Raw genomic sequence first — 22,018 nt, forward strand, 5'->3', positions numbered from 1 at the left:
CTGGTCAATAACTACCCGTGGTCTGGTGGAACAGAATACGAGTGCAGTTTTTTTGTTTGCGCTGGTTCGCCAGATAACTTCTGAGATCCTCGTTTTTGATGGCCCCCTGACAGGGACCCTGCGGTAGCTTTGCCTACGGTAAAATGCTCAAGCTTTATAACCAATGCACCGTCAGATATAGCGCACTTGCATCACCCACACTGTTTCAATAATGAGACATGTCATGACTCATTATTGATACACAATAACGCATCTAATAAGAATAACCTCTCTGTTTGGCTTAAATACTCTTTGGGCCTTAATAGAGCCTCCTGCCTGCCTAAACTTTCGATATTCACGAGGTTTACCAGCATGTCAGCCATCAGCTCCGAGCGTTCCAACTGGTATTTGTTGCAATGCAAGCCTCACCAGGATGAACGCGCCCACATCAACCTCCTTCAACAAAACTATGTCGTGTTCCACCCTCAACTGTTGAGTGAACGCATCCTTCGCGGCAAACGACACCGCGTACGCGAGTCGCTCTTCCCCGGGTATCTGTTTATCCATCTTGGCGGTAACGATAACTGGGCCCCCATACGTTCCACGCGCGGCGTCAGTCGTATTGTCGAATTCAATCACGGTCCTGCGACGGTGACCGAGCACGTCATCGAGCATCTGCGTGCGCGCTGTAGCGAATCCGCAGAATTCCCCAATGACCCACCCCTGACGCCCGGCGAACCCCTGCAAATCATCCGCGGTCCGCTGTCGACGCTTGAAGGTGTTTTCATCGCTCCCCATGGCTCTGAGCGCGTCATGATCCTGATGCAGTTTCTTAATCGGGAACAGATTATTTGCTTGCCATTAGGTGACCTTGAACGTCAGCACGCCTCGTTCCACACCACTCTCTAACTCTCTAACTCTCTGACTTCAATGTTTTTTCCAGGAGCCATGACATGGCCTTGAATTCACGTTGCCCTTTTGCACTGATCATGGCCTCTCTCTACCCTGGAATGGCCTGGAGTATTGATCCGGCGCCTATTGATGTTTACGGGTTCGATTTCACCCCCACCTTTCTGTTTTCAGAAAGCCATGACGATAACTTCCGGGAGGTGGAGAACAACAAACAATCCTCCATGATCACCAAGCTGGTGCCCAACTTCGAACTCAAGGCGGAAGATCGCAACAGCGCCACCCGACTGATCTGGCAGCCTGCCCGCTACATTTACCATGATGAGTCGGACGCCTCGTACACCGCACAACGGGTGCGGGCGGATAGCGTCATGGAGTTCACCGACCGACACCGTCTGAAACTCGAAGCCGAGTATCGAAAATACGAGCGTACCGAATCGACGGCGGTTGAGGGCGTCAATGACAAACTCAATAACAAACGGGTGAATGGCCTCTACACCTACGGCGCCAAGAGCGCGGACAATCAGATCGATTTCGGCGCCAGCTACGCAGAACTCCGCTACGACAATGCCGACGGCATCAATGACGACAAAGAGCGTAATACCGCCGGCCTGACCACCACCTGGTATCACCGCATCGGCAGCAATACCCGTGGCCTGCTCGAATACGACCACACCCAGTTTGATTACCAGCAGCCTGACAGCCCGCGCAGCAGCAAATCCAATGCCGTGCTCGCCGGTGCCGTATGGGACATCACCGCAAAGACCACCGGTAAAGTCCGTGTCGGCTATGAGAAAAAGGACTTCGACAGCAGCGAATCCAAAGACCTCGACAACCCCACCTGGCAAGTGGACTTGCAATGGAAACCACGCACTTATTCAACGTTCACCTTCGTGGCCCGTCAGGCCCTCGCCGAGGGCGACGATGGCGCCGATGCCGTCAAGTCGACCTTCACTCAGGTGGGTTGGCGCCATGGCTGGACCGAACGGATCACCACCGTGGCACAAGCCGGGTTCGGTCGTTATGTCTATGAGGGCCAAAGCCGCACGGACGACCTGCAGGACTACAACCTGGCCGTGATCTATGCGATGCGCCGGTGGCTGGATATCGAACTCGGCTATCGGTTCCGCGATAACGACTCCGATGCCGACAACGAAAGTTTTACCCGCAACGTGGTTCAGATCAGCTTCAACGTAAGCCTCTAAGAGGGTTTCGCCATGAACTCACACACGCTTGGTTTGTTGTTCGCACTGGCGGTTCTGCCCAATACGTATGCAGCAGACCCCGGCACCCAGTACAAACTGGCCGCTGGCGATGTCTTGCGCATCATCGTGTTTGGCGAACCGGAGTTGAGCCTGAAGAAGATCCGCCTTAGCGATGCCGGCACCTTTTCCTACCCCTTTCTGGGTGAGATTTCCGCGAAGGGACTGACTCCCGGCCAAGTCGAAAAAATCATCGTCGACGGACTCAAACAAGGGTATCTGATCGACCCGAAAGTCAGTTTGAGCCAGATCGAATACCGTCCCTTCTACATCAACGGCGAAGTGAAAAAACCCGGCAACTATCCCTTCATCCCTGGGCTGACCCTGGAGAAAGCCATTGCTCTGGGCGGTGGCTTGACCGAACGGGCGTCGATCAAACGCGTGACCATCGTGCGCGGTGATGGCGGCACCACACTCACCGACGAAGTCACCCGAAGTACAACGATTGCCCCCGGCGACACCATTTCCATTGCACAAGGGTTTTTCTGACCATGGACAACAGCCCTAGCCCCTACGTCGAACGTCCTCTTCAAACGCATGTGCATCAGCCGTACAGCGAGCATCAGGACACCATTGACCTGCTCAACATCTGGAGGGTGATCTGGCGTGCCAAATGGACCATCGGATGGCTGGTGCTGTTCTGCTGTGCACTGGCGGCGATTGCGGTGTCGTCTATTACCCCGCAATACATCGGCAGCACTACCTTGCTGTTCAACGATAAAACACCGCCGCTGATGTCCTTCCAGCAGGTCAAGGATTCAGGCAGCAATGCCACCGAATACTTGCAGACACAACAAGCGCTCCTGCAATCGCGAGACCTTGCCGAACGCGCGGTGAAAAAACTCGGCCTGACGACCCACCCGGTCACCGACCCGCGCCAGCAACCGAAACCGTGGTTCACGCCGCGCAAATGGCTGGCGGACCTCGAACTTGACCAATGGCTGCCAGGATTGGGCACGTTGATGCCGGTGAAAGACGTGCCCAGCGAGGAAGATGTCTTCAATCAGGTCACGCAGAACCTCATGCTGCACACCAGCGTCAAGTTCGTCGGCAAGAGCCAACTGCTGGAAATCGAGGTCGAATTGCCGGACCCGGTCCTGGCGGCGGCGGTGGCCAACGCGCTGGCCCAGGGCTTTACCGACAGCCAACTGGACACCAGCGAGAAGTCCTCGCAGACCACCACGGCGTGGATGAACACACGACTGGTCAAGCTGCGTGACAACTTGCGCGCCGCCGAGAAAAAGCTTCAGGGATACCGCGAAGAACAAGGCCTGGTCGACGTTGGCGGGGTCGCAACCATCAGCGCCAACGAACTGGAAATGACCGGCAATCGCATGGTCGACGCCCGCCGCAACCGCGCAGAAGCCGAGAGCGAATACCGCCAGGCGAAGGCCCTGAGCAGCGGCGACTTGAGCCGGCTCTCCAGTGTGCCGGCGGTCTTGAGCAACCCGTTGGTCCAGCAATTCCAGGCGGACCGAGCCAAGGCGCAAGCCAAGGTCGATGAGCTCGCGGGGCGCTACGGGTCGAAACACCCTAGCCTGATTTCCGCGCAATCGGAATTGCGCGCCGCGACCACCAGCCTGCAGTTACAGGTTCAGCAAGTGGTCGCCGGGATCGAACGCCAATTCCAGCTGGCCTCGGCCAGTGAAGCCTCGCTCCGCCAATCCTTCAACAGTAACAAGGCGCAAATCCAGGACATTGCCCGCAAGGAATTCCAGCTGCGCGAGTTCCAGCGTGAAGTCGACAGCACGCGCGCCCTGTATGAAACCTTCGTCACCCGCTTGAAGGAAACCGCCGCCACCGCCGACATGGACTCCACCAAAGTGCGCATCGTCGATCCGGCCATTGTGCCTGTCGAAGCGAGCAAGCCCCGTAAAACATTGATTGTGGGGATCGTCGGGTTAATCGCGACGGTAATCGGCATGGCGCTGGCGTTGCTCATGGACAAACTGAGCAACACCTTCAAGACCGATGAGTCGATTGAAAGCACGCTGAACATTCCGCTGCTCAGCGTCGTTCCGCTGGTCATGAAGAAAAGCCGTCGGCAACTGGCGCGGTTGTTCGAAGACAATGAAAATCCGCGCTTCTCCGAGACCATTCGCAACCTGCGCACCTGGCTGATGTTGCAAAGCAGTGACATGCCATCGCAGGTGGTGCTGGTCACCTCGACCGTCGCCGGTGAAGGCAAAAGCACGATTGCCAACAACCTGGCCAGCTCACTCACACCCCTGGAGCGTGTGCTGCTGATCGATGCCGACATGCGTCAGCCAACCCTGTCGCTGAACTTCGACTTTCCGCCTGACAGCCCGGGACTGGCGAATGTGATCGCGGGCACTGCCCGGCTCGAAGACTGCATCGTTTCGGTGGGCAATCTGGACATGCTGCCAGCCGGGAGGATGGCGCCTGTATCGCAGGATCTGTTCACCGCACCGCGCCTGCCGTCTCCTGCGGACCCACTCAGTTCGGCACGCCAGCCGCCGCCACAGGACCTGCTCAGCTCACCGCGCATGGCGCGCATGCTGGAGGTGCTCAAGACGCGTTACCGCCACATCATCATCGACTCCCCCCCTGCAGAGATGATCAGCGACGCGCTGTTGCTGGCCAGGCATTCGGATGCCGTGATCTATGTAGTCAAGGCCGACAGCACACCGATCAATCAGGTGCAGCGAGGCATTTCGATGTTGCAACAAAGCCACGTGCCGGTGTTTGGCGCAGTGCTCAATCAAGTCGATCTGCGCAAGGCGCGCAAGTACGGCTACAACCATTCCCGAACGTTCTACAACTACGACTTCGCGCCCCGGTAACTACCCCGCGCGGCAGCCTGCCGTTACACCGCTTCTGCCATCACGACACCTTGCTTCACCTCTGCCGACTCCTCAAAAGCCTGCGGGAGCCACGCCTGCCTGCTCCATCAGCGCCGACGAATCCATTCTGCCTCGAGGTCAAGCCCATGACTCCGCAGTACACCGCTCATATTGCACATCGCCGAGGCCTGACGTTCTGGGGCCAGTGGTTGTGCGCGATGACACTCGCCATCTCGCTGCTGACGCTCCTGGTGTATTGGCGTGTCGGCAGTCTGACCAGCGAATACCGCATCCTGATGATTCTGACCGTGCTCGGTTCGGTGCCCATCTACAGCATGATGCAGGTCTACCACAAGCGACATGGCCTGGTGGTCGGGCTCGGCCGGTTACTGGCCGGCTGGTTGATCCTGCTGGCGGTGCTGGCGGCCATCGCGTTCATCACCCAGACCAGTGCGATTTACTCGCGCCAGGTCATCATGGTCTGGGCCGTGCTGGGCTTTTTTGTTCAGGCGGCGAGTTTCCTGCCCTTGCATTACTTCGCCCGGCTGCATTCGCGAATGATCTTCAAGGAACGTCGCTCGGTGATCATCGGCACCTGCCCGACCGCCCATGAACTCGCGAAAAAGCTCTCCCGGCCGAACCGTGCGCAGGTATTGGGGTTCATCGCCGCCGCCGATAACAGCGGCCCGGCACCGAGCATTCTGCCGTTGCTGGGTCACGTCGACGGGATCCGCGAGATCATCACCCGCCTCGACGTACGCCGCGTCTACATCGTCCTGACGATGGCGCATGCCGCCACCATCGAAGCGCTCTACATCGACCTGCTGGACATGAACGTCGACGTGGTGTGGATCCCGGATTTCGGCAGCATGGTGCTGCTCAATCACTCGATCTCTGAAATCGAGCGAATGCCGGCGATCTACCTCAACGAGAGCCTGATCAGCTCGCACCCCGCCAGCCTGTTTTGCAAGGACCTGTTCGAACGCAGCCTGGCCGCCGTGGCCATTGTTGTCCTCAGTCCATTGCTCTTGATGGTGGCGATTGCCGTTAAGCTGACCTCCGCCGGTCCCGTGCTGTTCAAGCAAAATCGCCACGGCTGCAATGGCGAAGTGATCAAGGTCTGGAAATTTCGTTCGATGCGCCTCCACGACGATCGCGAAGTGCACCAGGCCACCCGTGACGATGAGCGCGTCACGCCGCTCGGACGCTTTCTGCGCCGCAGTTCCATCGACGAGTTACCGCAGCTGTTCAACGTGTTGTTCGGCCAAATGGCCCTGGTCGGCCCCCGTCCGCATGCCGTCACACACAACATTTACTACACCGGCAAAGTCCGCGCCTACATGGCCCGTCACCGCCTCAAACCGGGGATTACCGGGTTGGCCCAGATCACCGGGCATCGAGGCGAAACCGAAACGGTGGAAAAGATGCAGCTGCGCGTCGCCCAGGACCTCAACTACATCAACCAATGGTCGCTGTGGCTGGACATCAAGATCCTCATCAAGACGCCCTTCACCTTGTTCTCGAAAAACATCTATTGACCCCTGCCCATCGTTGATCGCTGTCACGACGACCCGAGGTTTGATCATGAATGTGAGCGTATTCGGTATTGGTTACGTGGGACTTGTCCAAGGCGCCGCGCTGGCGGAAGTGGGCCACAACGTCCTCTGCGTGGATGTCGACGCCGACAAGGTGCAGGCACTGAAGGACGGCACGCTGCCGCTCTATGAGCCGGGGCTGAAAAGCCTGGTCCATAACAATTACCACAGTGGACGACTGCAGTTCGGCACCGACCTTGCCAGCGCTGTCCACCATGGCGATGTGCTGTTGATTGCGGTGGGCACACCGCCAGACGAAGACGGCTCGGCAGACCTCAAACATGTACTGAGCGTTGCGCAAACCATCGCGCTGAACATGGACCGGCATCACATCATCGTCGATAAATCCACCGTCCCCGTCGGGACCGGCGACCAGGTGCGGGCGCACATCGAGCAGGTGCTGGCCGACAACGGTCGCGGCGACCTGACCTTCGACGTGGTCTCCAACCCCGAATTTCTCAAGGAAGGTTGCGCGGTCGAAGACTGCATGCGCCCGGACCGGATCATCATCGGCACCGACAGCCCGCATGCCGAAGAGGTCATGCGGGAACTGTACGAACCGTTCAATCGCAACCGCGAAAAGATCATCGTCATGGACCTGCGCAGCGCCGAGCTGACCAAGTACGCCGCCAACAGCATGTTGGCAACCAAGATCAGCTTCATGAACGAAATGGCCAGCCTCGCCGAAAAACTGGGTGCCGATATCGAAATGGTCAGGCATGGCATCGGCTCCGATCCGCGCATCGGTTACCAATTCATCTATCCGGGTGTGGGCTACGGCGGTTCTTGTTTCCCCAAGGACGTCAAGGCGCTGATACACGCCGCCGCCAGCGTCGACATCGACGCTCGGTTACTCAAGGCCGTCGAGTCGCGCAACGACGAACAGAAAGCCAGCCTGTACACGAAGATTTTCAATCACTTCGACGGCGCACTCCGCGGCAAGACCTTTGCCCTGTGGGGCTTGAGCTTCAAACCCAACACCGACGACATGCGTGAAGCCCCCAGCCGGGTGTTGATGGAAGCCTTGTGGCGCGTCGGCGCCAGCGTCCAGGCGTTCGACCCCAAAGCCATGGAAGAGGCCCAGCGCATATATGGCTCGCGCGATGACTTGACGCTGGCGGGCACCAAGGAAGCGGCGCTGAAAAATGCCGACGCCTTGATCATCGTCACCGAGTGGCAATCGTTTCGCGCGCCTGACTTCGACCTGCTCGGCCGGCAGCTCAAGCAACCGCTGATTTTTGACGGACGCAACTTGTTCGATCCGCAGCGGTTGAGCAAACGCGGCTTTACCTACGTCTCCGTGGGTCGCCAGACCTGCCCGGTCATCTGAAAGGAGTCGCGCCATGATCAGGTTGCAGATAGTCAGGCATTACTCACCGAAGTTACTCGACGCCAATCAGGCTTATTCCTTCATCAACTTTGCGTCTATCGGCTGCCTTTTCGAACAGGCCCCAGGCACCGTCGCCTACTTTTGCGACGGCATGCTGATGTCGACGTTCATGTCGCGCGTGACCGGACGTACGATCGGCCGGGTCAGCTTTGATTTCACGTCGATTGCCGACGCTGTGCTCAGCAGCGCCGAGCAACAGGGCAAGCGCGTGTATTTCGTCGGCGCCCGCCAGGCTGAACTGGATCTGTTTGTCGGCAAGATCAAGAGACTCTACCCCCGGCTGGCCATTGCCGGTTATCACAATGGCTACTTTGATGCGCCCCAGGCCCGGTGCATTCAGGCCGACATCTGCCGCAGCGAAGCCGACATCCTGATCGTCGGCCTGGGTGCCGGGCTGCAGGAGCAGTTCGAACAGGATGCGCTGCGCGCAGGTTTTCGCGGTGTTGCCTTCACCTGTGGCGGGTTCATACGCCAGGAAGCCATGGCCACGCGGCCTTACTACCCGGCGGTGATCAATCACCTGCATATGCGCGCGTTTTATCGGATGTATCGCGAGCCCCATACGATCAAACGCTACCTCATCGACTACCCCAGCAACTTTTTGCACCTGTTGACGATGATCGTTCAGCGCAAAGTCGCCATCAGCGTTGGGGAATGACCATGCACATCCTGTTCATTCTCAAGGACTTCAAAACGGGCGGCGGCATCGAGCGCGTCCAGCAGCGGTTGTCCGAGCAGTTTCTCAAGGACGGCCAGCGTGTGAGTTTTTTCATCATGAACGGTGACACGCCGGACACTGTAGGTGCGCTAACGCTGGGTAGCGGCAGCGGCCTCTTCGGCCTGCTCAAGTCCGTTGTGCTGTTGCGCCGGCTCATTCGCCGCGAGGGCGTTACCCACCTGATTTCCGCCAAGGAGCAGGCCAATCTCTGCACCTGGTTCGCCACCCTGGGCCGTCCTTGCAAAGTCATCTATAGCCGTCACGCGGCACTGGATTGCACGGAACAGAAAACCGGCCGTTCAAGCCTGCGCCTGCTCTATTCGTTGTACCTCTGCGGCAGCGGCAAAGTGGTCACGGTCTCCACAGCCTTGCGCCAGTCCCTCATCGACTGGATGCCCTGGGGTCGGCAACGGATCCGCTATTGCCCCAACGCCGTCGTCACCGAACAACTGCTTCACGCCGCACAAGCGCCGCTGCCCGCCGATTTGCCCCGCGACTATTGGTTGAGCCTGGGCCGACTGGTGGAACCTAAAGGGTTTCATCTGTTGCTGGAGGCCTATGCCCTGGCGTTGCGCAGCGAAGCACTGCCGGATCTGGTGATCGTCGGTGACGGTCCCTTGCTCGACGCACTGACCACTCAGGCCAACCGACTGGGCATCACGCACCGGGTGCATTTCACCGGTTTCCTGAGCAATCCCTATCCGCTGCTGAGGCACGCACGGCTGTTCATTCTGAGCTCGGTGCAGGAAGGCATGCCGACCGTCCTGATCGAGGCGCTCGCGCTGGGCACACCCGTGCTGGCATGCGACTGCGAGACCGGGCCCAGGGAACTGCTGGACAACGGTCGACTGGGTCAACTGGTTGCCGTGAACGATGCACCGGCGTTAGCGCGGGGAATGCTGCAAAGCCTGGCGGCACAGAACGGCGTTGCACCCAGCGCAAAAATGCTCAGTGACGCCATCCATCCGTACACCAGCCAGTACGCCGCACAAGCGTATTACCAGGTATGGAACCAATGAAAAAGTTGCTGATTATCTTGCATGACCTCAGCGCAGGCGGGGCTGAAAAAATGATGGCTCGCCTTGCCGGTGCCCTGGTGGACGCAGGCAATGACGTGACATTGCTGATGCTAACCGGCGGCGGTTTCCATGCGGTGAACCTCGACCCGCGTGTCAAGAAAGTCGAATTGCAAAGCCAGCGCACCGCCCGTGCGGTGCCGGCCCTCGCGCGATTTCTGCGTGCCAATCGCTTCGACGCACAACTGGCGGCCCTCACTCACGTCAACGTGGTGGCCATCATCGCCGCCTCACTGTCAGGGACACTGGCACGGCTACACGTCAGCGAACGCAACACGTTTTCCCATGACAAGCACGTCAACCCCGGCTTCATGGTGCGCCTGGCGTACCGGGTGGCACCGCTGTTGTACCGCCTCATCCCCAACCCTGTCATCTGCGTCTCGCGAGGCGTCGCCCAGGACCTGGTCGACACCACCCTTGCACGTCTCAAGGACGTGACCATTGCCGACAATCCAGTCCTCGATGACGACTTTCGCGACAGGCAACCGGGGCCGCCTAGCCACCGTTGGCTGCTGCAAAAGCCCAGCCCGGTGATTGTCGCCGTGGGGCGCCTCGTCCCGCAAAAAGGCTTTGATACCTTGATCGACGCCTTCGCGAGGTTGCCCGACGCCACCGTTCGCCTGATCATTTTTGGCGAAGGCGCGCTCCGGGCGCCGTTGCTTGAGCAGGCACGCACGCTGGGCGTGGCCGATCGATTCGACTTGCCAGGCTACACCCGCGATCCCCTGGCAGAAGTGGCCGCGGCCGACTGCTTTGTCCTGTCGTCACGTTTCGAGGGCAGTCCCAACGCGCTGGTCGAAGCCTTGTCCACTGGCACCCCGGTGGTGTCGACACGCTGCCCCCATGGCCCGCAAGACATTCTCATGGGTGGCCTCGTCGCGCCGCTGGTGGCCGTCGACGACCCAAGCGCGTTGGCGCAGGCGATCGCCCTGCAACTCTCGACACCGCCAGACCTGCAACGCCAGTCCCGCATCGAGGCCGCCGCGCGTTTCATGAATGCCAGCGCGGTAGAAACCTACCTCGCCGCGTTGCTCCGCAGGCCATCGCCATGAGCACACTGGAAATCAGATATTCCACGCTACGCGACGCGTTCACGTTGTTCGGCGTGCTGTTCTACATCCAGGTGATTACGTTTGTCCTCAGCCTGGGTGGCGCCTCCAGCTTCGGCGACATCGATAAAGACCTCGAAGGCAACGTCGCCAACCAGATCTGCGGTCTCATCACCCTGCTGGTGCCCTTGTTCTTCTTCATCCGCAACAAGGTGTTCCTCAGCAAAACCTTTTACCGCAGCAACTTCTTTCTGCTGCTGTTCATGTTCTGTGTGATCGCTTCAATCGGCTGGTCCCACGACCCGATGCTGAGTTTCAAGCGGTTTATCGCGATGCTCAGCGTGGTGTTTTTTGCCGGTTTCATTGCCTACAACTACCCCCTTGAAAAAATCACCTTCATGCTCGGCTGTGCCATCGGCGTGGCGGCGTTGATCGGATTGATGCTCGCCGTCGTCATGCCGGACGTCGCGTTCTTGTCCGGTGGGATTCGCGACGGCGCCTTCAAGGGGATTTTCGCCGAAAAGAACGCCGGGGCACGGCTCAACGCAATCGCCATCCTGCTGTTGCTGCCGATGATCCGCCAACGTAACCGCTGGGCCCTCTTCTGCTCGTTTTTTTCACTGATCGCCATCCTGCTCGCCCAGTCGGCGACCGGCGTGGCATTGATCATTTCCGGCACGCTGAGCTACTGGTATTTCCTCACCCTGATCCGCTTGCGCATGCACCGCTCGCAGTGGCTGTTCTTCGGTTGCACGCTGGTGTTCCTGCTGGTTTGCCTGTTGCTGTACAGCCACGTTGCGTGGCTGCTGGAGATCGCCGGTCGCGATCCGTCGCTCACTGACCGCACGTTGATCTGGGAGCTGCTCGCGCCGTTTGTCGACCAACAATGGTTCAAGGGTTACGGCTTCGGTGCCTTCTGGGCCAGCCCCGATGCCAGTGTCTTCATCAATCGCTGGGGCTACATCGGCAACGCCCACAGCGGCTACATGGAGACCCTGCTCAACGGCGGCGTTATCCAGTTGACGGCGCTGGCGTTGCTGCTGGGCGAAGCGCTGTTCAAACAATACCGCGCCGTAACGGCGAACCAGGCGGCCCGGTTCCGTGCCAGCGCCCTGGTCATCATCGGTTTGTTCGTCGTCACCAATTATGTGGCGTACGTGATTCCCAACTATCGCTCCGCCGAGTTCCTGGTGTTCTGCACATTGGCCCTGTCATTTCGGCATCACCACGCGACATTCCCCGAGTTATCACCGACACCCCTGCGTCAGCGTCCGTCTGGCAGGGATTTAGCGCGCGATTCAGCCCAGGCGTGACAAAAAGGAGAAACACCCGTGCCCAACCAAGCCTCCCATTTACCTCATTCAGTGTGCGTCGTGATCCCGATGTACAACGGCGCCGACAGCATCGAGCAAACGCTGGCGTCCCTGGTCGAGCAGACCCGGCTGCCCGATCACGTCATCGTCGTCGACGATGGTTCCACCGATGACGGGCCACAACGGGTCAGGGACTTCGTGGCGCCGTACCGCCTGACGCTGTTGCAGCAGGCCAACGAAGGCCAGGCCAGTGCCCGCAACCACGGAATGCGACACAGTGAAGAAACGTTTGTGGCGCTGCTCGATGCCGATGATCAATTTCGTCCGCAAAAGCTCGAGCTGCAATTGGCGCTGTACGACGAACTCACTCGTCAGGGACGGCCGGTGGGGCTGATCGACTGCTACACCCAGGTCAATTACAGCGACGGCCGGCGGCAACTGGACAACCGGCGCAAGAGTGGTCGGCATTTCTACGATTTCATCCACGCCAACGTCCTCAATGGCGTATCCACCGCGCTGGTCAAGCGCGAGGTGATCATGCAGTACGGCGGCTTCGATGCCAGCCTGCGTTACTCCGAAGACCGCTTCATGTGGACCCGGATCGCCGAACACTGGGAGGTCCACACGGTGCCGCAGGTGCTGCTGGAGCGCACGGTCAACGGCGGCAACATGACCGCGCAACCGAAAAAATACTATGGGAACAAACTCAGGTTCATCGACGTGTACCTCGCCCGCTATGGCGAGCAGCTCAGCAAGCAGCAACGGATCGATTTCGTGCTGGGCAACCACACCGATTTTCTCAATGCCTTTTCCCGACGTGGCGAGCATGCCGAAGTGATCGGCGTGTACCGGCGAATGCTGGAGTATTCCTGGCAAACGCTGATCTTCGCCAACGGCAAACCGACCTTGCGCTACCTCTATGCCTGCGCTCGAACCCTGCGCAAGGCAAGGGCCTCAACCACCGCCCATTGAACCGGTATTCGCCATGGCCAATCACCGTCTGGTGACATTGATCTGGATCTTCACCGAGAAATTCGGCCTGATCTTCCTGTCGATGATTACCTTTGTCGCGTATGCCAGGCTGCTGTCGCCGGCAGAGTTGGGTGTGGGCACCGTCATCATTGCCATCGTCGAGTTGATCGGCCTGGTGTATTCATCGGTTCTGGAAGACCCGCTGGTACGGCTCGAACGGCTGGAGGACAAACACATCGCCACGGCGTTCTGGGCGGCGGTACTCGTCAGCCTGGTGTCCATCGTCGTCATCTCGGGCGCAGCGATGCTGTACACGCCCGATCCGGTGTTGCAATGGATGACGGCGGCGGCCTCGGTGAAAATCCTGTTCACCATGATGGCGCGGGTCTATGTGGCGCAAATGCGCCGCAGCGGTAACTTCAAGATGCTGGCGTCACGCACCTTGCTGGGCAAGGTGTGTGGAGGTGTCGGCGGCATCGCTGTCGCGCTTTGGGGGTTCGGGGCCTGGGCGGTCGTTGCCCAGGCACTGATCATGGAGTTCGTCTCCATCATCGTATTGATGCGCGCGGATCCGCGACGCATTGCCTTTCATATTGACGGCCCGTTTTTGCGCGAACTGTTGAAGGCCGGCACACCGGTGGCCGTCAACGCGCTGAGTTCGCAAGCGCTGCAACGCGGGGTCAACGTGGTTTTGGGCATGACGGCCGGCACCAACGCGGTGGGCATGTTCAACATGGCGATGCGCATCATCGATCTGCCGCGCACGGCGATCTACCACGGTCTGATCAGTTATGCGCTGCCGGTGTTTGCCCGGCGTAGCGCCGATCCATCACGGTTGCGCGCGATCATCAGCGATTCGACCGCCGTCAGCGGCTTCCTGCTGACGCCCCTGTTCATCGGCATCGCACTCACCGCGCACGACGTGATCCTGTTGATCTTCGGTGCCAAATGGACCGAGGCCATTCCCCTGCTGCAAGTGCTGGCGTGCACTGCTGCCATCGGCAATACCGCCATGTACGCCACGACCGCACTGGTCGCCGTCAATCGCAGCCACCTGACCATCAAGGCCGAAGTGGCAACCACGGTACTGGCTCTGGCGCTGGTTTACAGCTTCGGCAGTCTGTATGGCGGCATGGCGGCCGCCCTCGCTCTGCTGGCGAGGATGCTGATCATCACGCCGCTGCAAATCCGCGGACTCAACACGGCCATCGGTTATGGCTGGCACCGATTCTTCGACGCCAATTACCGCAGCATGATCGCCTCGCTCGTCATGGCCGCAACCGTCCTGATGGTGGCTCCCCGAATGGGCTTTGAAGGCTATCTGAACCTGATTTGCACCATCGGTATTGGCGCCCTGAGCTATGCCGTGGCGTACAGCGTATTGCACCCACGCTGGCCGCAAGAATTCAAAACGGTATTCACCGCCCGCTGAATTCCCCCCCTGAGACAGGAACACCTCACCATGTCTAAAACCACGCTTATTACTGGCGGGGCCGGCTACATTGGCTCCCATACTGCATTGGCGCTTATTAATGCCGGGCACTCTGTGCTGGTGCTCGACAACCTGTGCAACAGCTGTCGAGAGTGCATCGCGCGCCTTGAGCTGCTGACCCACACCCGGGTCGATTTCATCAATGGCGACATTGGCGACTCGGTCTTGCTCGACCAGATTTTCAGCCGTTACGACGTCGATGCCGTGGTGCATTTTGCGAGCCTCAAATCCGTCGAAGAAAGCCTTCGCAAGCCTTTGGACTATTACGCCAACAATGTCGCCGGGACACTCAATCTGTGCCGGGCGATGGTGCGTCATGAAGTCTTCAATCTGGTGTTCAGCTCCTCGGCGACGGTGTACGGCGACCCTGCGCAAACCCCGATCCTGGAAGACATCGGCACCGGCAAACCGGTCAATCCCTATGGCCGCACCAAACTCATGATCGAGGAGTTGCTCACCGACCTGTGCCACGCGGACCCACGCTGGAGCATTGCCTTGTTGCGCTACTTCAACCCGATCGGTGCCCACGAAAGCGGGATAATCGGCGAAGACCCTCGCGGGCGCCCCGCCAATTTGCTGCCGTGCCTGACCCAGGTGGCGATCGGACGGATTCCCGAACTCACGGTGTACGGCTGCGACTATCCCACCGTGGACGGAACCTGCGTGCGCGATTACATCCATGTGGTCGACCTTGCCATCGGCCACCTCAAGGCGCTGGAGGTGTTGCAAGGCAAAGGCGGCATCAACGCCTGGAACCTGGGCACCGGCATCGGCTACAGCGTGTTGCAGATCATCCAGAGTTTCGAGGACATTACCGGTATCACCATTCCCTACCGCTTCGCCCCGCGACGTGCCGGTGACATTGCCAAATGCTGGGCGGACCCGAGCAAGGCTGGACGTGAGCTGGGCTGGAGCGCGCAACGCGACCTGGAACAGATGATCGTCGATACCTGGCGGTGGCAGTCGCGCAATCCGCAGGGGTATCAGTCGGCCCTCGACATACCGGCCCTGGTGACGGCGAAGTAATGCAGATGCTCAGCCACTATCTGCTGGTCCTGCTGTGGTCGGTTTCACTGGCTGGCACGGCGGCGCAAGCGGCCTCCCGTCCGCCGGCCAGCGGCCTGGTGCTGTGGCTCGACGCGGCCGACGCATCAACCTTGACGGTCGATGCGCAGGACCGTGTGCAGTCCTGGCGCGACAAATCCGGCCATTCCAACGACGCCACGGCAGACGATGCCGCCTTGGCACCGAAGCAGGTGGCGAACGCCCTGAACGGTCAATCGGTGCTGCGTTTCAGTGGCGTTTCGGGGTTTCTGGGCAAAAACATCCGCAACGCAAAAGGCCCGGTCACGGTATTGCTCGTCTCCCTTCGGCCAGAAGAAGCCAATGTTGACCCCTGGCAGCGACTGTTCAGTTCGCGACCGCAAATCGCCAACAACGATAACGTGCTGCCGAATTTCGCCATCAGCCTGCGCGAGACCTCCGCGTATGCGCCGACCATTTCCGTGCTGGAGCTGTTCGATGTGCCGATCGGTCCGTATGCCGTCGGGCGCAACGTGGGTGGCAAGGACGAAAACTTCCGCGGCGACATCGCCGAAGTGCTGGTCTACGACCGCCCGTTTGCCTCCCTCGCCGAGCGGCAACAAGCGTTTGAGTACCTGGCGGACAAATGGTCCATGGTCGTTCCCAGACTGGCCGACACCTGGACCCGTGTCGGACCGCTAGGCACGTTGCCGGTCCATACCAACCCCGACCTGCCGCTGTCTGATCAGGCCAATGCCGGCCAGTGGGCACTCGACACCAACCTGTCCGACGACTTCAACGGCCCCACCCTCGATCTTGCACGTTGGCACGTCAACAATGCCCAAGGGAACGAATCGCTCGGACGCAAACCGGCGCTGTTCAAGCCGGACAATGCAAGGGTCCACGATGGCCACCTGAACATCGTCTTCCGCAAGGAAACCTTGCCGCAGAAGTACGTCAAGCTCGGCTTCAAGGACTACTCCTCGGCGATGGTTCGCACCCTTTCGCGTGGGCTCTTCGGGTATTACGAAGCGCGCGCCAAACCCATGAATTCGGCAGGCTCCAGCGCCTTCTGGCTGGCCTGGACGGGCATGGCCGACAACGCCACCGAAATCGACATCTTCGAAATCGGCGGCAAGACCAAAGGCGCGGCGCTCGACCGTTCGTACAACATGAATGCCCACCTGTGGGCCACGCCACAAAGCACCGAACATATTGCCGATGGCAGCACCTGGATCAGTCCATGGCGCCTGGCGGATACCTTCCATATCTACGGCTTCGACTGGCAGCCCGACACCCTGCGCTGGTATGTCGATGGCGTGCTGGTCCGGGAATCGAAGAACCACCATTTCTTCTTCCCGATGCAGATTGTCTTTGACAGTGAGGCGATGTGGCAGTGGTTCGGCGTGGTTGACGATGCTGACCTGCCCTCTACCTTCAGCGTCGATTACGTCAAGGTGTGGCAACGCAGTCGATAGCCGCCACACCAGATCGACAACCGCCCGGGTCAAATCTCTATCGGCAGATGGTCAGTTTTTCAGTTAGCGCTAACACGTCTGGAGCGCATTAAAATGATCAAACGCCGGCTGAATGAACTGGATTTGCTGCGCTTCCTGGCGGCTATCGCAGTCGTGTTTTTTCACTATGCCTTTCGCGGGTATGCAAAGGGCGACATGTCGACTATGCCCTACCCGCTATTGGCTGAACCTGCCAAGTACGGTTACCTGGGTGTCGAACTGTTTTTCATGATCAGCGGATTCGTCATCCTGATGACCGCTTCGAGCAATAATCTCAAAGTGTTTTTCATCTCCCGCGTCGTTCGTATCTGTCCGGCTTTCTGGGTGTGCTGCACCCTCACTTTCGTAATCACACTTGCCATCGGACAACCCCGGTATACCGCTGATCTTTATCAATACATTGCGAACATGACTTTTCTGAGCGACTTGATGGGTATCGCGCCGATCGACGGCGTTTACTGGTCTCTGTTTGCAGAAATCAAATTTTATCTAATGATCTCCATTGTGCTGGGCTTCAAGAAAATAGAAAAAATAGAGACCTACCTCGTGCTTTGGCTGCTGGTCTCTGCCATCGCTGAAGTATTCACGTTAGAAAAGATGCGTTCGGTACTGGTGACCGATTACGCGGCCTATTTCATAGCGGGGGCAACGTTCTACCTGATATGGGCCAAGGGCATCACAACATCACGGGTTCTGTTGTTGGCAGGTGCATTGGCGTTGGCCAACTTCACCGCCATTGTGTGGGCCCAATTGCTCGAAACAAAATATTCGACTGAATACAATCCTTTGATCGTCTGCAGCATCATCATCCTGTTCTTCATGACGTTTTTCCTGGTCGCCACGAACAGGACGGGAGTCATAGGGACATTGAACTGGACTGCATTGGGAGCGCTGACCTACCCGCTTTATCTCTTACATCAAATGATCGGCTTCATGATCTTTAACATCGCTTATCCGGCGGTGAATCCGCACCTACTGCTTTGGGGCACTATCGCCTTGATGATCGGTGCGTCTCATATCATCCACAAACAAATAGAAACCCCGATGGCCAGGTCAATGAAAAAATTCCTTTCATTATCCTTCAAGCGTGTCGAGGTTAATAAGCCGTAACCGAGCGTACAAAGTCGCTGAGCGCTCATGCCGATCAACGGATAGTCGCGAAGGCCTTACGTTGGGGTTGGGGTACATATCCGTTTCTGCGGTAACGGCGGGTATTGGTTCCGCCCTTACGGCGGGTCACTTTGGAAAAGCCCCAAAGTAACCAAAGGGCTCTTGCCCCTGACGTTCGGTACCTCGCCAAGGCTCGGCATGCCCTCGCTCCGGTCCTGCTCCGTGGGCCCGCCGCCATCGGCCATCCATGCCGGGGGCGGCTAACCCGGCATCCATGCCGGGTTGCCCACTGCGCAGAACCTCCACTCGGCCTCTCGAGGGGGCGACTACCGCCACAGCACCGCGAGGCGGCCCTCGGGCCGGCCTGGCTCTTCGTGTGAATGCATTTCCCCTGTGGGAGCTAGCCTGCTAGCGATGGACGTTAACGATTACGCGTTCGGTCTGAATGAACGCGGTGTCTGGACGTCCATCGCTAGCAGGCTAGCTCCCACAGGTTTTTTTGGCGGACATGACATGGTGTTCACTACCGATGACCTTGACGCACATCAGGTCGGCTATCAGTCCGCCTCGTTTTGGTTTTTGATCTGCCCCGTCGGAAGGCCGAGCGCAGGTTCTGCGCAGTGGGCACCGCGGCCGGGATGCCGCGGTAGCCGCCCCCGGCCATGGATGGCCGATGGCGGCGGGCCCACGGAGCAGGACCGGAGCGAGGCACCGTACGTCAGGGGCGAAAGCGTTTGGTTACTTTGCGCTTTTCAAAGTCACCCGCCGTAAGGGCGGAACCAATAGCAGCCGTTACCGCAGAAACGGATATGCCCCCCGACACCAGCCACCTTCAAATCATCGGCGAAGCACTCACCACCCGCAGCGCCAACCCTTCATAGGCATCCAGCGTAATAGTGAAATCCCCCTCCTGCGTCAAATCCCCTTCAACCCGCTCGTTGATGATGTCGACCACCGGCCCCGGCGCAATATTGGGCAGGTGCAAGGTTTCGGTGATCGGCGTCGATCCGAAATTCAGCGCGGTGATTTGCGTCCCCTTACCGGCCGGCAATTCGTGAACCATGACCAGCAGCCCGGGATGCTGCACATCCGGAATCAGGATCTGACGACTCGCGGCAATGTCGTAGGCGCGACGCGCGGCGAGGATTCTTTTGAGTTGCGAGACGAACGAATCCGGGTCCTTCAATTGACTGGGCAAGCTGCCATACAAGGTCTTCGGACGCGGCATTTCACCCGCGGACAGTGGCGCATCCGGATTGAGGTCCACCAGATCGTAGGCACCGCGGTGAATCCAACGCGTGTCACCATCGCCCATCAAATCCTCGACCTGCTCCGCCGGCAACGGTAGCGCGCCGACAAGGTCCCAGCCGGACAGCGCGAACACACCCGGCTGCATGGCGTTGTACATCACCAACAGCAAATGCACTTGGCGAATCTGCTGGATATCCGCCGCTGTGATCGAGTCGAGATCACGAATGCCCAGCGCCGCCGTGATGATGCTGGCGGTGGTGCACGACACGCCGTTGGTCACGAATTTCAGGTTGTAAGGCGCGTGCTCGCCCGCCAGACGTTCGTACATCTGCTCACGAATGTGTTCACGCAAGATGCTGCCCGGGAAGGTCTGCCCCTGATAGAGATAGGTGTCATGGGCGTGCAGCGTCCAGAAATGCACCAGTTCCAGGGTCAGTTCGTCGTGGTTCTGCAGGGCATGGATCAGCGAACCGGGGTCGATGCCGAGGGTGTGCATCTGCCGCAGCATCAAGCGCAGGAATTCGGTGTCGCCCATCAGCAACGCGTGCTGGTAGGCCGGTCGGGTGATGAAGTCGTAGGAGAGATCGGCGCCGCCGTGGGACATGCTGGCGATGTCGTCGACGGTCAGGTTCAGCTCCTGGAAACTGAAACCGCCGGCCTTGCGGATCGCCCCGGCGAGCAACTGGTTACCGGTGATCGATAACGGGTGGCTTTCAGACCAGGCGGTGCCGTCGAGCTTGCGCTCCACGCCGAGGAATCCGTTGGCGTCCAGACGCAGGATTTTCGCGCCCATGACGTCAATGGCGTGCAGGGCATCGCCGATGATCATCTGTTGTGCGGCGAAGGTCGGGTCCAGCCAGTTCAGCGACGGCTGCCCTTCCTTGAAGTAATGCAGATAAACCCAGCGCCGTGGTTTGCCATCGACGCCGATCACGATCGGAGTCGCGCTCCAGTCGGTTTCCTTGACCCCCGGCTCGAAGAAGATCACGCGCTGCAACTGGCCGACGATGTAGTGCTTGTCCCGGAGCACGTCGACCTGCATAGGGCTGAGATTTTGCGCATCACGACCGTCGGCGATGTCCGGCAGCAACGGCCAGTCCTCCTCGCGGATTTCGACCATGTGGTAGAGACCCGGGTAGTCTTCGTAGGCCATCTCGGCCAGGCGGAAATCCGCGCCTTTGCCGGTGTGCGAAGGGATCACGTCATCGATGATCACCGCGTTGTGCGCGGCGGCCATGCGCACCAGCGCCTGGAGCTGCGCCTCGGTGCCCAGCTGCGGGTCGATCTCGAAACTGATGCGGTCGAAATTGCCGTCAATGGTCGGTGTGCGTTGGGTGCCAGTCAGGCCGCCAGACATTTTCAGCGGACCGTTATGAATGCCCTGGATGCCGATTCTCGACAGCGCATGCCATAAGGTTTCATCGCCCAGGGCTTCCAGCACGGTGCCGTCTTCGCGAGTGACGATGGACGCCGGGTAGGCAGTGAACCACACCGACGCCAGGGCCGAGGCATCGCGGGGCCGGGTATGGGCATAGGGCTGTTGCCACAGCCGACCTTGCCCCGAATAGAGCTTGGCCCGCTGCCGGGCGGCATGAAGCATCGATTGTTCAACCAGCCAGGTCACATGATTTTTGTCAGCCGCGGTCATAAAAACTGTTACCTGTTGTCGGGGTAAATTTGCGCTTGGCCATCCCATGCGTACCTGCACCGGCGGACCCGTCCTTTTCATATGAGGCCCTGAGGCGGCATTCGTTGCATCGACGCTGGACGAATCAGAGCCCGCCTGCTGTTTCAAGTCATACCTGGGAATGAGTTGTTAACACCTACATATCCCCGCAGACAACCTAGGCATAAGTGACGCACCTGCGCGTCTCTTTAAGATACAGCCATCAAATACCCACGCTTGATCAGACAAAAAACGTTCCTGGGTCGCGTCACTACGACGGTCTCTCGCGGACCGTTGCACGCATGCAAAACCCTTGTTGCTTGAACATCCCTTGATCAAATAAGGAGAACAGGATGAAAACTCCAAACGTCGTATTGGGCATCGCCCTGCTTGCTACCACTGGCTTGATAACGGCAACGATTCACGCCGCCGAACCTCGCGACGCAGCTGCCAGCGGCAGCCGAACAGGCGGAGATCGGGATGCTGTTGCACCGTTGGTCCAACACGCTTCCGACAAACCCACCCACCCGCACGTTGCCGAAGGCGGTGCCGATCGCTTGAAAGAACGGCAATTGGCGTCGGACGGCTCTGATCGCCTCAAGCAGAACCGTGTCGCCGATGGTGGCTACGACTCCGGTTCAGACATGAACGCCGACTTCTGCTTCGCCTGCCGCTGATCGAGCATTGATTCAGGGCTCGGCTGACGGGCTCGATAAACAGAAAGCCCCTCCATGAGGGTAATGCGGTTCACTTAAGCGCGGTACTTCAGACACAGCTACTTTTGTGGCGAGGGAGCTTGCTCCCGCTGGGCTGCGTAGCGGCCCCAAAAATCCGACAACACCGTCGATTTTTGTGAGTGCTCCGCACTCAAGCGGGAGCAAGCTGCCTCGCC

At 59.1% G+C, this 22,018-nt stretch carries 17 protein-coding genes; 16 read left to right on the forward strand and 1 reads right to left on the reverse strand.

What is annotated here, in order from left to right:
• The first annotated feature begins 351 nt into the window (after window positions 1–351).
• The 15 genes from rfaH to DJ564_RS18680 all read left to right on the forward strand — a co-directional run bounded on the left by rfaH (window position 352) and on the right by DJ564_RS18680 (window position 18,209).
• Window positions 352–888, forward strand: coding sequence for a transcription/translation regulatory transformer protein RfaH (gene rfaH / locus DJ564_RS18610; RefSeq protein ID WP_109632236.1), 537 nt, complete (start codon window positions 352–354; stop codon window positions 886–888).
• Between the two features lie 44 nt (window positions 889–932).
• A complete protein-coding gene (locus tag DJ564_RS18615; RefSeq protein ID WP_109632238.1) occupies window positions 933–2,093 on the forward strand; it encodes an outer membrane beta-barrel protein in 1,161 nt (386 codons plus the stop codon).
• 12 nt (window positions 2,094–2,105) lie between these two features.
• Entirely contained in the window at window positions 2,106–2,639 is a 534-nt protein-coding gene (locus tag DJ564_RS18620) for a polysaccharide biosynthesis/export family protein (RefSeq protein WP_109632240.1), read from the forward strand.
• Between the two features lie 2 nt (window positions 2,640–2,641).
• On the forward strand, window positions 2,642–4,954 hold the full coding sequence (locus DJ564_RS18625) for a Wzz/FepE/Etk N-terminal domain-containing protein (protein WP_109632242.1): 2,313 nt from the start codon (window positions 2,642–2,644) through the stop codon (window positions 4,952–4,954).
• A gap of 146 nt (window positions 4,955–5,100) precedes the next feature.
• Window positions 5,101–6,492, forward strand: coding sequence for an undecaprenyl-phosphate glucose phosphotransferase (locus tag DJ564_RS18630; protein WP_109632244.1), 1,392 nt, complete (start codon window positions 5,101–5,103; stop codon window positions 6,490–6,492).
• A gap of 46 nt (window positions 6,493–6,538) precedes the next feature.
• The gene (locus DJ564_RS18635) at window positions 6,539–7,879 is read left to right on the forward strand and encodes a UDP-glucose/GDP-mannose dehydrogenase family protein (RefSeq protein WP_109632246.1); all 1,341 of its coding nucleotides are present in this window, start codon (window positions 6,539–6,541) and stop codon (window positions 7,877–7,879) included.
• Between the two features lie 13 nt (window positions 7,880–7,892).
• On the forward strand, window positions 7,893–8,597 hold the full coding sequence (locus DJ564_RS18640) for a WecB/TagA/CpsF family glycosyltransferase (RefSeq protein WP_109632248.1): 705 nt from the start codon (window positions 7,893–7,895) through the stop codon (window positions 8,595–8,597).
• Window positions 8,598–8,599: 2 nt separating this feature from the next.
• Entirely contained in the window at window positions 8,600–9,676 is a 1,077-nt protein-coding gene (locus tag DJ564_RS18645) for a glycosyltransferase (protein WP_109632250.1), read from the forward strand.
• Window positions 9,673–10,785, forward strand: a complete 1,113-nt coding sequence (locus tag DJ564_RS18650) for a glycosyltransferase (RefSeq protein ID WP_109632252.1) — start codon at window positions 9,673–9,675, stop codon at window positions 10,783–10,785. The genes DJ564_RS18645 and DJ564_RS18650 overlap by 4 nt, the downstream gene beginning before the upstream one ends.
• Complete coding sequence (locus DJ564_RS18655) at window positions 10,782–12,095, forward strand: O-antigen ligase (protein WP_109632254.1); 1,314 nt, start codon at window positions 10,782–10,784, stop codon at window positions 12,093–12,095. Before DJ564_RS18650 ends, DJ564_RS18655 begins: the two co-directional genes overlap by 4 nt.
• 18 nt (window positions 12,096–12,113) lie before the next feature.
• Entirely contained in the window at window positions 12,114–13,067 is a 954-nt protein-coding gene (locus DJ564_RS18660) for a glycosyltransferase family A protein (protein WP_109632256.1), read from the forward strand.
• A 13-nt stretch (window positions 13,068–13,080) separates the two neighbouring features.
• On the forward strand, window positions 13,081–14,499 hold the full coding sequence (locus DJ564_RS18665) for an oligosaccharide flippase family protein (RefSeq protein WP_109632258.1): 1,419 nt from the start codon (window positions 13,081–13,083) through the stop codon (window positions 14,497–14,499).
• A 30-nt stretch (window positions 14,500–14,529) separates the two neighbouring features.
• Window positions 14,530–15,585 (forward strand): UDP-glucose 4-epimerase GalE, encoded by a 1,056-nt coding sequence (galE, locus tag DJ564_RS18670; RefSeq protein ID WP_109632260.1) that lies wholly within the window; start codon window positions 14,530–14,532, stop codon window positions 15,583–15,585.
• Entirely contained in the window at window positions 15,585–17,060 is a 1,476-nt protein-coding gene (locus DJ564_RS18675; RefSeq protein WP_109632262.1) for a family 16 glycosylhydrolase, read from the forward strand. Before galE ends, DJ564_RS18675 begins: the two co-directional genes overlap by 1 nt.
• 93 nt (window positions 17,061–17,153) lie before the next feature.
• Window positions 17,154–18,209, forward strand: coding sequence for an acyltransferase (locus DJ564_RS18680; protein WP_109632264.1), 1,056 nt, complete (start codon window positions 17,154–17,156; stop codon window positions 18,207–18,209).
• An 832-nt stretch (window positions 18,210–19,041) separates the two neighbouring features.
• On the opposite strand, the gene treS is transcribed toward DJ564_RS18680, so the two are convergent.
• Window positions 19,042–21,108 carry a maltose alpha-D-glucosyltransferase gene (gene treS / locus DJ564_RS18690; RefSeq protein ID WP_109632268.1) on the reverse strand — a complete coding sequence of 689 codons (2,067 nt, stop codon included), beginning with the start codon at window positions 21,106–21,108 and terminating at the stop codon, window positions 19,042–19,044.
• 371 nt (window positions 21,109–21,479) lie between these two features.
• On the opposite strand from treS, the gene DJ564_RS18695 reads away from it, so the two are divergent.
• A complete protein-coding gene (locus tag DJ564_RS18695; RefSeq protein WP_109632270.1) occupies window positions 21,480–21,803 on the forward strand; it encodes a hypothetical protein in 324 nt (107 codons plus the stop codon).
• The last annotated feature ends 215 nt before the right edge of the window (window positions 21,804–22,018 follow it).

Origin of the sequence: Pseudomonas sp. 31-12 (assembly GCF_003151075.1) — a bacterium.
Lineage (GTDB): Bacteria > Pseudomonadota > Gammaproteobacteria > Pseudomonadales > Pseudomonadaceae > Aquipseudomonas.

Bases quoted from the DNA above. Each gene is read 5' to 3' on its own strand.
- rfaH (WP_109632236.1), top strand. From the start codon at position 352: ATGTCAGCCATCAGCTCCGAGCGTTCCAACTGGTATTTGTTGCAATGC.
- DJ564_RS18615 (WP_109632238.1), top strand. From the start codon at position 933: ATGGCCTTGAATTCACGTTGCCCTTTTGCACTGATCATGGCCTCTCTC.
- DJ564_RS18620 (WP_109632240.1), top strand. From the start codon at position 2,106: ATGAACTCACACACGCTTGGTTTGTTGTTCGCACTGGCGGTTCTGCCC.
- DJ564_RS18625 (WP_109632242.1), top strand. From the start codon at position 2,642: ATGGACAACAGCCCTAGCCCCTACGTCGAACGTCCTCTTCAAACGCAT.
- DJ564_RS18630 (WP_109632244.1), top strand. From the start codon at position 5,101: ATGACTCCGCAGTACACCGCTCATATTGCACATCGCCGAGGCCTGACG.
- DJ564_RS18635 (WP_109632246.1), top strand. From the start codon at position 6,539: ATGAATGTGAGCGTATTCGGTATTGGTTACGTGGGACTTGTCCAAGGC.
- DJ564_RS18640 (WP_109632248.1), top strand. From the start codon at position 7,893: ATGATCAGGTTGCAGATAGTCAGGCATTACTCACCGAAGTTACTCGAC.
- DJ564_RS18645 (WP_109632250.1), top strand. From the start codon at position 8,600: ATGCACATCCTGTTCATTCTCAAGGACTTCAAAACGGGCGGCGGCATC.
- DJ564_RS18650 (WP_109632252.1), top strand. From the start codon at position 9,673: ATGAAAAAGTTGCTGATTATCTTGCATGACCTCAGCGCAGGCGGGGCT.
- DJ564_RS18655 (WP_109632254.1), top strand. From the start codon at position 10,782: ATGAGCACACTGGAAATCAGATATTCCACGCTACGCGACGCGTTCACG.
- DJ564_RS18665 (WP_109632258.1), top strand. From the start codon at position 13,081: ATGGCCAATCACCGTCTGGTGACATTGATCTGGATCTTCACCGAGAAA.
- galE (WP_109632260.1), top strand. From the start codon at position 14,530: ATGTCTAAAACCACGCTTATTACTGGCGGGGCCGGCTACATTGGCTCC.
- DJ564_RS18675 (WP_109632262.1), top strand. From the start codon at position 15,585: ATGCAGATGCTCAGCCACTATCTGCTGGTCCTGCTGTGGTCGGTTTCA.
- DJ564_RS18680 (WP_109632264.1), top strand. From the start codon at position 17,154: ATGATCAAACGCCGGCTGAATGAACTGGATTTGCTGCGCTTCCTGGCG.
- treS (WP_109632268.1), bottom strand. From the start codon at position 21,108: ATGACCGCGGCTGACAAAAATCATGTGACCTGGCTGGTTGAACAATCG.
- DJ564_RS18695 (WP_109632270.1), top strand. From the start codon at position 21,480: ATGAAAACTCCAAACGTCGTATTGGGCATCGCCCTGCTTGCTACCACT.